Origin of the sequence: Kitasatospora sp. NPDC091207 (genome assembly GCF_044768625.1) — a bacterium.
Classification (GTDB): domain Bacteria; phylum Actinomycetota; class Actinomycetes; order Streptomycetales; family Streptomycetaceae; genus Kitasatospora.
This window is the reverse complement of the sequence record NZ_JBIVVS010000034.1, coordinates 67100-76568: the sequence shown is the minus strand read 5'-3', so window position 1 is coordinate 76568 and position 9469 is coordinate 67100. Positions and strand designations below refer to the sequence as shown.

The 9469-nt window shown below is 71.1% G+C and carries 17 protein-coding genes; 8 read left to right on the top strand and 9 right to left on the bottom strand.

Annotated features, from left to right (window positions below):
* Positions 1-297 precede the first annotated feature (297 nt).
* On the top strand, positions 298-648 hold the full coding sequence (locus ACIQTO_RS34835) for an ATP-binding protein (protein WP_402396804.1): 351 nt from the start codon (positions 298-300) through the stop codon (positions 646-648).
* 108 nt (positions 649-756) lie between these two features.
* On the opposite strand, the gene ACIQTO_RS34830 is transcribed toward ACIQTO_RS34835, so the two are convergent.
* The 4 genes from ACIQTO_RS34830 to ACIQTO_RS34815 all read right to left on the bottom strand — a co-directional run bounded on the left by ACIQTO_RS34830 (position 757) and on the right by ACIQTO_RS34815 (position 2803).
* The gene (locus tag ACIQTO_RS34830; RefSeq protein ID WP_402396801.1) at positions 757-939 is read right to left on the bottom strand and encodes a PspC domain-containing protein; all 183 of its coding nucleotides are present in this window, start codon (positions 937-939) and stop codon (positions 757-759) included.
* 233 nt (positions 940-1172) lie between these two features.
* Entirely contained in the window at positions 1173-1769 is a 597-nt protein-coding gene (locus tag ACIQTO_RS34825) for a PASTA domain-containing protein (protein WP_402396798.1), read from the bottom strand.
* Positions 1766-2305 carry a SigE family RNA polymerase sigma factor gene (locus ACIQTO_RS34820; protein ID WP_402396796.1) on the bottom strand — a complete coding sequence of 180 codons (540 nt, stop codon included), beginning with the start codon at positions 2303-2305 and terminating at the stop codon, positions 1766-1768. Before ACIQTO_RS34820 ends, ACIQTO_RS34825 begins: the two co-directional genes overlap by 4 nt.
* 150 nt (positions 2306-2455) lie before the next feature.
* A complete protein-coding gene (locus ACIQTO_RS34815; RefSeq protein WP_402396794.1) occupies positions 2456-2803 on the bottom strand; it encodes a DUF2079 domain-containing protein in 348 nt (115 codons plus the stop codon).
* Positions 2804-2921: 118 nt separating this feature from the next.
* Here ACIQTO_RS34815 and ACIQTO_RS34810 point away from each other — a divergent pair, with 118 nt between their 5' ends.
* Genes ACIQTO_RS34810 through ACIQTO_RS34800 form a run of 3 tightly spaced genes read left to right on the top strand, consistent with a single transcriptional unit; the run spans position 2922 to position 5442 of the window.
* Entirely contained in the window at positions 2922-3344 is a 423-nt protein-coding gene (locus ACIQTO_RS34810) for a GntR family transcriptional regulator (RefSeq protein ID WP_402396792.1), read from the top strand.
* Positions 3341-4300: an ATP-binding cassette domain-containing protein gene (locus ACIQTO_RS34805; protein ID WP_402396790.1), complete on the top strand. Its 960-nt coding sequence runs from the start codon at positions 3341-3343 to the stop codon at positions 4298-4300. Before ACIQTO_RS34810 ends, ACIQTO_RS34805 begins: the two co-directional genes overlap by 4 nt.
* On the top strand, positions 4297-5442 hold the full coding sequence (locus ACIQTO_RS34800; RefSeq protein ID WP_402396788.1) for a hypothetical protein: 1146 nt from the start codon (positions 4297-4299) through the stop codon (positions 5440-5442). The genes ACIQTO_RS34805 and ACIQTO_RS34800 overlap by 4 nt, the downstream gene beginning before the upstream one ends.
* Before the next feature lie 217 nt (positions 5443-5659).
* On the opposite strand, the gene ACIQTO_RS34795 is transcribed toward ACIQTO_RS34800, so the two are convergent.
* From ACIQTO_RS34795 to ACIQTO_RS34780, 4 genes are read right to left on the bottom strand one after another with little or no spacing between them, the layout of a single operon-like run.
* Positions 5660-5818, bottom strand: a complete 159-nt coding sequence (locus tag ACIQTO_RS34795; protein ID WP_402396785.1) for a hypothetical protein — start codon at positions 5816-5818, stop codon at positions 5660-5662.
* Positions 5815-6054, bottom strand: a complete 240-nt coding sequence (locus ACIQTO_RS34790) for a hypothetical protein (protein WP_402396783.1) — start codon at positions 6052-6054, stop codon at positions 5815-5817. The genes ACIQTO_RS34795 and ACIQTO_RS34790 overlap by 4 nt, the downstream gene beginning before the upstream one ends.
* Entirely contained in the window at positions 6042-6320 is a 279-nt protein-coding gene (locus tag ACIQTO_RS34785; RefSeq protein WP_402396780.1) for a hypothetical protein, read from the bottom strand. The genes ACIQTO_RS34790 and ACIQTO_RS34785 overlap by 13 nt, the downstream gene beginning before the upstream one ends.
* Positions 6317-6688, bottom strand: coding sequence for an ATP-binding protein (locus ACIQTO_RS34780; protein WP_402396777.1), 372 nt, complete (start codon positions 6686-6688; stop codon positions 6317-6319). Before ACIQTO_RS34780 ends, ACIQTO_RS34785 begins: the two co-directional genes overlap by 4 nt.
* 262 nt (positions 6689-6950) lie before the next feature.
* On the opposite strand from ACIQTO_RS34780, the gene ACIQTO_RS34775 reads away from it, so the two are divergent.
* From ACIQTO_RS34775 to ACIQTO_RS34760, 4 genes are all read left to right on the top strand, one after another.
* Entirely contained in the window at positions 6951-7838 is an 888-nt protein-coding gene (locus tag ACIQTO_RS34775; protein ID WP_402396775.1) for a helix-turn-helix domain-containing protein, read from the top strand.
* A 10-nt stretch (positions 7839-7848) separates the two neighbouring features.
* Positions 7849-8049: a DUF397 domain-containing protein gene (locus tag ACIQTO_RS34770; RefSeq protein ID WP_402396773.1), complete on the top strand. Its 201-nt coding sequence runs from the start codon at positions 7849-7851 to the stop codon at positions 8047-8049.
* A gap of 79 nt (positions 8050-8128) precedes the next feature.
* On the top strand, positions 8129-8371 hold the full coding sequence (locus ACIQTO_RS34765; protein ID WP_402396770.1) for a DUF397 domain-containing protein: 243 nt from the start codon (positions 8129-8131) through the stop codon (positions 8369-8371).
* 75 nt (positions 8372-8446) lie between these two features.
* The gene (locus ACIQTO_RS34760; protein WP_402396767.1) at positions 8447-8917 is read left to right on the top strand and encodes an NUDIX domain-containing protein; all 471 of its coding nucleotides are present in this window, start codon (positions 8447-8449) and stop codon (positions 8915-8917) included.
* A gap of 135 nt (positions 8918-9052) precedes the next feature.
* Here ACIQTO_RS34760 and ACIQTO_RS34755 read toward each other — a convergent pair whose 3' ends face one another.
* Positions 9053-9289, bottom strand: a complete 237-nt coding sequence (locus ACIQTO_RS34755) for a hypothetical protein (RefSeq protein WP_402396765.1) — start codon at positions 9287-9289, stop codon at positions 9053-9055.
* Between the last annotated feature and the right edge of the window lie 180 nt (positions 9290-9469).

The window sequence follows — 9469 nt, the reverse complement described above, 5'->3', positions numbered from 1 at the left end:
AACGCGCCAAGCACCACGACGTCGGCAAAACGGTCAAACGCGCCGAGTCGATCAAGGAACACCAGGCCCGCCGAGGTTAAACGTCAAGCTGAGGCGCCGCGGTCGGTCGGATGAACGCCCTCGTCACCCTTGGGTGTTGGCGTTCATCTGACTACCCACTCGTGTGGGTTAATCGCCTTTGATCCTCGTGCGATCCGATCACTACGGTGTGCCAGTCAACGCCGATCCGGCGGAGGCGGCGGAACCCGCCGCCCTGCCGCGAATGTCGGCCACCGGCGAGGATCCAAGGGGACGAACATGAAGCAGGCCACTCTCAAGGCCGCCGGCGCCGCCGTGCTCGGCATCGCCATCGCGGCGGTCGGCGCCGGCAGCGCGTCCGCCGACCCGGTCGCCGCGGGTGGCCTCGGGCTTCCCACCGGTGCGGTGACCAACCCCGCCGTGACCGGTGCCGTCACCGACACCGCGAGCAAGCTGCCCGGCGGTGACAAGGTCGCCGGCACCCTCGGCACGCTGGCCCCGAGCGCCGGCCAGGCCGCGGCCCCGGCGGACAGCGCCCCGCGCGCCGGTGTGCCGAGCATCCCCGGCCTGGGCAGCACCCCGCTCGGCGGACTGACCCAGACCCTTCCGCTGCCCGGCCTCGGCGGCTGACACTCCCCGCCGCGGCCGAACGGGCCGCTCGCACCCCGGTGACCCCGGGGTGCGAGCGGCCCGTTCCGGCGTTCCGGGGGGATGTCCGATCGCGGGAGGGGGCGGGGCTCACGCCTCCTGCGGGAGCAGCAGCCAGAGCGCCAGGTAGATCAGGAACTGCGGGCCGGGCAGCAGGCAGGAGGCGAGGAAGATGATCCGGACCGTCCACGGGGTCAGGCCGAAACGCTCGGCGATCCCGGCGCAGACGCCGGCGATGACGCGGTGGTGGCGGGGGCGGGCGAGGCGGCTCATGGCGTTCTCCGTGTTCCTGGCGCCCGGCCCGGGCTCTCCGGAGGGCGTACTTCCATGCTCCGCCGTGTTCGCCGCCGGATCCTCAGCCTCCGTGGCGATCCCGACCCCGGGCTTTCTCGTTGGTGCGGGGGACCCGGCCTCGGGGTTTCCCTCGGGGTGCCCCGGAGGTTCGCCTGCGCGGGAGTGGGAAGTCGGACCGGCCGACGTCCTGCGCGGCGGTCCCGGGCGCGGGGTCAGGGCTTGCCCTTGGAGACGAAGAGGGTGACGACGGAGTCCGGGGGGAGCGCGGTGCCGGCGAGGGGCCCCACGGCGATGACGGACCCGCTCGGGACCTTCCAGTCGGTGAAGAGGTGGATCTCGACGCGGAAGCCGGCGGTGGTGAGGGTCTGCTCGGCGGCGGCCCGGGCGAGGCCGGTGACGTTCGGGACGATCGTGGTGGCCGTGCCCGGCGGCACGCTCGGCGCGGCGGAGGGCTGTCCGGACCCGGTGGCGGGCGGCGCGGTGCGGGTCTGGGCCGGGTCGGCGGCGGGCGTCGCGGGCCCGCTCGGCTGTGGTGCGCTGGGCCGTGGTGCGGTCGGTGTGCTGGTCGGCGCGGTCGGTGCGGGGGCGACCGAGGCGGGCGGCGCGGTCGCCGGGGAGGGGAGCAGGAGCACGCCGGTGGCGATCGCCGCGACCGCCGCGGCGCAGGCCGCGCCGGCGAGCAGGCCACGCCGGCGGCGGGTGCGGCGCACGATCGCGGGGGCGTCGAAGGCCGGAGCGGTGGCGGTGTCGGCGTAGCTGTCCATGGCGTGGCGCAGGGCCCTTCCGAGGTCGGGGTCGTCGGTGGTCATCGCGCACCTTCAGGGGTCGGCCGGGTGGTGGCGGTGCGGAGTTTGGCGAGTCCGCGGGCGAGTTGGGAGCGCACGGTGCCGGGGGAGATGTTCAGGATCTCGCCGATCTGGCGGTCGTCCAGGTCGTGCAGGTAGGAGAGGACGACCACGCTGCGCATCCCGATCGGGAGGGTGTGGAGCGCGCGGATCAGTTCGTCGCGCAGGTCGACCGTCCGGTACGGGTCGCCGCCCGGTGCGGCGAGCCCGTCGGGGTCCGCGGGGGCGCGCTCGCCCGCCCGGCCCCGCCGGCGCCACCGGTCGTTGGCGAGGTTGACGACCATCCGGCGGACGTACGCCTCCGGTGAGTCGGCGACGGACACCCGCTTCCAGTGGCGGCAGGCCTTCTCCAGGGCCTCCTGAACGAGGTCCTCGGCGAGGTCGCGGTCGCCGGTCAGCAGGTGGGCGGTGCGGAACAGCGCGGCGGAGCGCTGGTGCACGAAGTCGGCGAAGTCGATCGGTGGCGCGGCCGAGGCCGCGGCGCGCCTGCGGAGCCTCACCGGGCGCGGCCGGTCGGCGGGTGGAAGGTCATGGGGGTTCTCTCCTCGGCGTGTTCCTGCCCTCATGACGGTGGGCGGGTGCCGCGTGCTGCACGGGGAGGGCAGAAGTGGTGGGGGTCACAGCAGAGCGGGGGGCCGCCGCACCGGAGGTCAGGCCGCACGGGACGTCGGACCGGTCGACTTCCCGTGCCGGTAGGCGGGGGCGAGGACGGCGGGGATCGGGTGGAAGTGGCCGCCGAGCACCTGGTGGCCGGGCCCCTTGAGTTCGGAGACCGGCAGGTGCCCGTGGGCGTAGGAGCGGACCGCCTGTTCGAAGAGTCCCAGGTCGTAGGCGGCGCCGGGCATCCGGGCGTGCCGGTGGACCGGGAGCGGGGTGTGGAGCGTGAAGAAGATCCCGGTGAGGCCGACCGCCATCGTCGTCGGCCCCGGGCATCCGGGCCGTTCCCCGGTCTGCGGGGCCGGCCGGCTCGGCGGTGGCGACGGTCGCGTGTCGGTCATCTGATCGCCATTCCACCGGCTCATACGTGGGATGGCGATCAGCGCCAGGAGGGCGGTCACGGTCGGAGTTGACGGCGCCTCATGGCCGGGGGCACTATTCCACTAGTTAACTAGTGGAATGAGGGATCCCATCGTCGAGTACCTCATCGACCGTCGCGGCGGGCTGTCGCCGTATCTGCAGATCATCGAGCAGACGAAGCGGGCGCTCCGGCTCGGAGTTCTCCAGCCGGGTGACCAACTCCCCACCGCCCGCGAGGTGGTGGAGGCGACGGCGATCAATCCGAACACCGTGCTCAAGGCTTACCGGGAGCTCGAACGCGAGGGCCTGGTCGAGAGCCGAAGAGGCGTCGGCACCTTCGTCCGGAAGTCCCTGGCGAAACCACCGACCGTCGAGGACTCGGCGCTCCACGCCGACCTGACGGCGTGGATCACCCGGGCCCGCGAGGTCGGCCTGGAGCGCGAGGACGTCGCCGCGCTCGTCGACACCGCCCTGGACCGCGCCTACCCCACCAGCACCAAGGCCACCGAGGAGTCCGGGTGAACCACCCCGCAGTGCAGCACCGACCGACCGACGACACGCCCGCCCTGGAGGCGGTCGGCCTCGGTCTGAAGTACCGCCGGCGCTGGGCCCTGCGCGACTGCGAGCTCCGGCTCCCGGCCGGCCGTGTCTGCGCGCTCGTCGGCCCGAACGGAGCCGGCAAGAGCACGCTGATGGCGCTCGCCGCCGGACTGCTCGCGCCGACCGAGGGAGCGGTCACGGTCTTCGGCGACGGACCGGGCGAGGCCGCCGCCCTGCGGCGCACGGCCTACCTGCGGCAGGACAAGCCGCTCTACCCGCGGTTCACCGTCGCGGAGACGCTGCGCACCGGCCAGGAGCTCAACCCGGGCTGGGACCAGGAGATCGCCGAGCGGATCGTGCGGCTGGGCGGCCTCCCGCTGGACGCCAAGGTGGGCACGCTCACCGCCGGCCAGCGCACCCGGGTCGCCCTCGCGCTGGTCCTGGGCAAGCGGCCCGACCTGCTGATGCTCGACGAGCCGCTCGCCGACGTCGACCCGGTGGCCCGCCAGGAGCTCACCGGCGTCCTGATGGCCGAGGCGGCGGAGCACGGGACCACCATCCTCATCTCCTCCCACGTCCTCGCCGAGCTGGACGGGGTCTGCGACCACGTCACCGTGCTGCAGGAGGGCCGGATCCGGCTCAGCGGAGACGTCGACGACCTGCTGGACGACCACCGCCTGGTGGTCGGCGCGACCGAGGGCACCGGCGGTACCCCGCTGGAGCTGGCGCACCACGAGATCGTCGAGCTGCGCCGCACCGGCCGCCAGGCCACCGCGCTGCTCAAGCCCTTGGGAGAGATCGATCCGAGCTGGGACGTCAGCCGGCCGAACCTGGAGGACATCCTGATCGCCTACCTGCGCACCCCCGCCCCGCAGGGCCGTCCCCCGGCCGGGGTCGGCGCGCCCGCCGCCGGACACGACGAGGTGACGGCCCGATGAGCGTCGCCGCGATCTCCGAGCCGACCGCCCCGTCCGGCTACCGGCCGCCTGCGCGGCGCATCCTGCGCGGCGCCGTCTGGGTGAGCGTGCGTCAGGAGCGGACCCCGCTCCTGATAGCCGGGGCCGTTCTCCTGCTGCTCTGCGGCTGGATGCTCTTCCTCGGCAGCCAGGTCCAGGGATTCGTCGAGGACCATCGGATCCAGGGCTGCAACGTCGTCTACTTCCCCTCGGAGTGCGAGGCGCTGAGCGAGCAGGCGATCGTGCTGGCCGAGCGCTGGGGCACCGCCGTCCAGGCCACCGGCTGGCTGCTGGTGGTGCTGCCGGTCGCCTTCGGCGTGTTCTTCGCCGCGCCGATGCTGGCCCGCGAGTTCGAGACCGGGACGTACGCCCTGGCCTGGACGCAGTCCGTGTCGCGGCTGCGGTGGCTGGCGACCCGGCTGGGGGTGCCGCTGCTGCTCACCCTGGTGGGGTCGGTGCTGCTCGCGGTCGTCTCCACCTGGTGGACCGGGGTGGTCGAGGGGCGGTTCTCCGTCGCCGGCTACTACCACTGGTTCAGCTGGATGAGCCGCGCCACGTCGGGGCCGTCGGTGGTCGGGTTCTGCCTGCTCTCGGTGGCCCTGGGGGCCGCGGTCGGGCTGGTGGTGCGCCGGGTCGTGGCGTCGATCGTCGTCACGGCCGTCCTCACCCTCGCGGTGCGGTTCGCGGTGGACGCCGGGCGGTACCTGTTCGCACCGGTGCGGGAGACGTTCGCCGCCATCACGATGGCGGGGCCCCGGCCGGTCGGTCGGCCGTACGCGGGCCCCGGTAGTGGCCTCCCGGCCGATCCGACGCAGATGATCTCCACCGGGCACCTGCCGACCAACACCCCGCTCGAATCGCACGTGGTCGAGAACGGCCTGCTCACCAGCGACGGTCTGCGGATCCCGCTGGACGGCGACTGGCTGGGCCGGTACTCGGACGGGACGGCCGAGTGCCCGACGTCCGAGTGCCTGGCCCACCACGACACCATCGTTCAGGCGTACGCGAGTTACCACCCGCCGGCCCAGGAGTGGGCGATGCACTGGGCGCAGACCGGTCTGAGCCTGGCGGCCACCGTCGTGCTGGTGGTCTTCTGCGCGGTGTGGGTGCGGCGGATGCGCTGAGCGGGGTCGTCGGCTGAGCGGCGTCGTCGCGTGATCCGGGCAGGGCTTCCTTCGGGGAGCCCTGCCTTTCGCTTGCCGGGGGCGGCAAGTCTGCAATGGCCCGGGGTGGGTGGGGTGGGTGGAGCGGGCGGAGTGGGAAGTCGGCGGGGCCGACTTCCTGTGTTGGGGGTGTTTCGGGGGCGCGGCGGCTGGGGCGGCAGCCGCCGGGCGGGGTGGGTCAGTGCGGTATGCCGTCGGGGTGGTCGTCGCCCTGCCGGTTCCGGCGGTTCACCGTGAGTGCCGTGATCACGCCGAACACGACGGTGAGGAGGGCGAGGGCGAGGAGCGTGACGAAGGCGGTGGCGACGAGGTAGTCGGCGGAGCTGCCGAGGCTCATCGCGGCATCCCGATGACGCGGCGGCCGAGGCGGGCGGCGAGTTCGTGCAGCAACTCGTCGGCCTGGTCGCGGGTGAGGGGGATGGCGAGGTGTTCGCCGGGGCCCGCGTGGACGTCGAGGTCGACGGCGAAGCGGAGTTGGAGCGCGGCGTCGGGGACGGTCTCCACCGCGAGGTAGGCGACGGTGGTGCGCTCGGTGTGGACGGCCTGGGTGAGGAGGGGGATCAGGACGCCCACGGGTCACCCCGCTCGGTGCGCTGTTCGACGGTGCGTTCGGCGTCGAGGAACAGGTTGAGGAGGTTCAGGAGGGTGGTGGAGGGCGCGGTGCCGAAGCGGACGAGGACCCGGCCGTCGATGGTCCGGTCGGTGCCGGTGCTCGGCCAGACGATGCCGAACTTGCGGCCGCGCTCGTGGAGTTCGGCGAGCAGGGTGGTGATCTGCGCCTCGGTGTAGGCGCGGACCCGGGGGTCGGTGGGCCGGATCGGCCGGCGGTCGGGGTTCACGCGGCGGCGTCCAGCTCGAACCAGACGACCTTGCCGTTCTTGCGCGGGTCGGCGCCGAACCGGTGGGTGAGCGAGCGGACCAAGTGGAGTCCGCGACCGGAGAGTTCGTACGGATCGGCGGACGTTCTCGGCTCGGGGAGGGTGGGGCTGTCGTCGGCGACCGAGACCCGGAGGGTGCGGTTCAGGAGGATGACGACCACGAGGGGCGCCTGGCTGCCCGCATGGCGCCAGGCGTTGACGAACAGCTCGTGCAGGGCGAGTTCGGCGTCGGAGATGACGTCCGGCGGCCAGCCGGAGGCGGCGAGGGCCTCGCGCAACTCGTGGCGGGCGGCGGACCAGTCGGGGGGAGGGAAGTTGCAGGCACGCACGAAGAACCTCCGGAAGGGGAGAGGGAGTTCGCGGCGGAGATGTGACCGTGAGCCAGGCCGCACGTGGCTGCTCTGCGGCGCCCGGGCAGGGCATTACTGACACTCCGTCGTGTGATCGGTGCAACACTGAGAGTAGGGCTACAAGTTCCACGCGTGCAACACAATCGCCCGAGAAGGCCCCCAGGGCTCGGTAACCTCACTCTTGTGAGTGGCGCCCGGCGCCCTCGAAGCGGGAAGCTGCTCCGACACGGAAGGAAGATCCTTGGCTCTCAGGACTCAAATCAGCGAGCGGCAGAAGCGGTTCGGCGCTGAGCTGAGGAGACTGCGCGAGGCTGCTGGGCTGGCGGTGAAGGATGCCGGTGCCACGATCGGCATGGGCGGACCGCAGCTGAGCCACATCGAGGCCGCTCGCACAGGACTGGATCCGGCGCGGCTCACGACATTGCTCGACGCCTATGGGTGCACGGATGAGACCTACATGGCCATCCTGCACGAGCTGGGCGCCAGTGATGGCAAGGGCTGGTGGACGGAGTTCAAGGGGAAGGTCCCGGCGCTCGCGCTCGACCTGGCGGAGGTTGAGGATCGGGCTGTTCTCCTTGAGGACTACCAGATCCTCTATGTCCCAGGAGTTCTCCAGCTTCCGGCCTACGCAGAGGCCATCCATGAGGACGCCTACGGCAATGCGCGATGGGACATTGCTGAGGCGGTCAGGTTCCGGCTTGCGCGACAGCGCATCCTGGCCGACGAGCGAAGGCGGTTCCACTTCATCATTCATGAAGCAGCGCTGCGCATGAGGTTCCCGGGCGATGCGGTGATGAGGGCCCAGCTGATCCATCTTCTCGACATGTCGGAGTGCTCGAACATCACGATCCAGGTGCTGCCGTTCACGGCGACGAAGAAGCCGCCTCACTCAAGCTCGTTCGTACTGTGCGACCCGGGATGCGGCGACTTGTCCACGATCGTGGTGGACGGTCCCGGGCGGGCCGAGCACTATGGTGATCCGGAGAGCATCGTGGCTTATCGCCAGAAGTTCGAACAGCTGGGAGACCTGGCGTTGGCAGCAGTTGACAAGGGAGATTCACTGCGCGGTACGCCCTCACGTGACTCCTGGGGGATTCTTCATCACCTCCTTTATCTGCTTCAAGCTTGAAAGGCCTGCAATGTCCGAAATCTTCTGGCAGAAGTCGTCGTTCAGTGGCGGGGATGCAGGTAACTCATGCCTGGAGCTGGCACTCGGCTCCGGTGGCGCTCGCCATCTTCGCGAATCGGATGACTCTGATGTCGTTGTCACGACCGACGTGGCCAAGCTCCGTGCGTTCCTCCTCGGAGTGAAGGCCGGCGAGTTCGACCACCTTGTCTGAGTGGCCTGCAAAGGGGCAGGGCGGCCAGTTCGGCCAGCCCTGCCCATCGTCGCTGGGGTAGGGCGGCCATGGCACGGGTATGTCTGGCGAAGCCATCATCTGCAGACCTGAAAGGCACGCGATGTTCCATCTCGCCTGGCAGAAGTCGTCCTTCAGCGGAGGGGATGCCTCAAACAATTGCCTCGAACTGGCCTCTGGAACCGGCGACCTGCGTCACCTCCGCGAGTCTGATGACCCAGCCGTGGTCGTCGCGACTGACGCGGCCAAGCTCCGCGCGTTCATCCTCGGAGTGAAGGCCGGCGAGTTCGACCACCTCGTCTGAGCGGCCTGCAACGGTGCGGTCGGCCAGCTGGTCGGCCCTGCCCGTCGTTGTCGGGGTGTTGAGGAGAACTGAGACGTGGCACGGACCGAGTACTACGACGATCCTGATGCCCCTAGGCCCAATCGGCTTGTGGTGGCGGCTTCTGCGGTCGTTACGGATGGCGCCGGTCGCATTCTGCTCCAACGGCGTACCGACAACGGCCTGTACGCGCTGCCCGGCGGGACGATGGACTTCGGCGAGTCGTTGCCGGGGACGGCGGTGCGTGAGGTCCGCGAGGAGACCGGGCTCGACGTGGAGATCACCGGATTGGTCGGTACCTACACCGACCCCCGGCACGTCATCGCCTACTCCGACGGGGAGGTGCGACAGCAGTTCAACGTCTGCTTCACCGCCCGGGCGGTCAGCGGCGAGCTACGCATCTCCGACGAGTCCACCGATCTACGGTTCGTCGCGCCCGAGGAGATCGCCGGCCTCCCGATGCACCACACCCAACAGCTGAGAATCCAGCACTTCCTGGAGCAGAGGGCCACTCCCTACCTCGGCTGAGAGGAATGACGACGCCTCGATCACCCACGCGGTCGGGCAAGGGGTTGGCCATCGGCCCCTCCCCAGTGACCGACCCCAGGCCTGACGCAGCCCCGCCCAGGTGATCCCGAACAGGACCGTTTCCGGGGGCGCTGATCAGCGAGGGGTGGGAAGGACGAATCCCCGCGTCGCACCGCTCTGACCGTCCTGCCGGGATCGACCGGCGATGACCGTCAGTACTTCGTCAGTGATGTCCCGCCGGGCGACAGGGTCACTGCTGTCGTACACCCGCCATTGCCCGTCCGGGTTGTCGAGGGCTTCGGGGGACACGATTCCCCGAAGCCCCAACAGGCGGAGCTTGTTGGCCACTCGATGGGCTTCGTTCGTGTCCATGGTTCCCGCCCTTTCGGAGTTCGGTGCGCCCAGGCTAGCGGCGTTGCTCGTGGTGGGGGGGGGGGGGGGGCCCCCCCCCCCCCCCACCAAACACCCCCCCCCCCCCCCCCCCAGGCGGTTATCACCAAGCCGCCCCCGCGGCACCCCAGGCCCCCCGCCCCCGGGGGGCAATATATTAAC

Coding starts and splice junctions, on each gene's coding strand:
- ACIQTO_RS34830 (WP_402396801.1), bottom strand. CDS start 939: ATGAGCCGCCTCGCCCGCCCCCGCCACCACCGCGTCATCGCCGGCGTC.
- ACIQTO_RS34770 (WP_402396773.1), top strand. CDS start 7,849: ATGTCCGAAATCTTCTGGCAGAAGTCGTCGTTCAGTGGCGGGGATGCA.
- ACIQTO_RS34755 (WP_402396765.1), bottom strand. CDS start 9,289: ATGGACACGAACGAAGCCCATCGAGTGGCCAACAAGCTCCGCCTGTTG.
- ACIQTO_RS34795 (WP_402396785.1), bottom strand. CDS start 5,818: ATGAGCCTCGGCAGCTCCGCCGACTACCTCGTCGCCACCGCCTTCGTC.
- ACIQTO_RS34810 (WP_402396792.1), top strand. CDS start 2,922: ATGAGGGATCCCATCGTCGAGTACCTCATCGACCGTCGCGGCGGGCTG.
- ACIQTO_RS34825 (WP_402396798.1), bottom strand. CDS start 1,769: ATGACCACCGACGACCCCGACCTCGGAAGGGCCCTGCGCCACGCCATG.
- ACIQTO_RS34835 (WP_402396804.1), top strand. CDS start 298: ATGAAGCAGGCCACTCTCAAGGCCGCCGGCGCCGCCGTGCTCGGCATC.
- ACIQTO_RS34765 (WP_402396770.1), top strand. CDS start 8,129: ATGTCTGGCGAAGCCATCATCTGCAGACCTGAAAGGCACGCGATGTTC.
- ACIQTO_RS34800 (WP_402396788.1), top strand. CDS start 4,297: ATGAGCGTCGCCGCGATCTCCGAGCCGACCGCCCCGTCCGGCTACCGG.
- ACIQTO_RS34815 (WP_402396794.1), bottom strand. CDS start 2,803: ATGACCGACACGCGACCGTCGCCACCGCCGAGCCGGCCGGCCCCGCAG.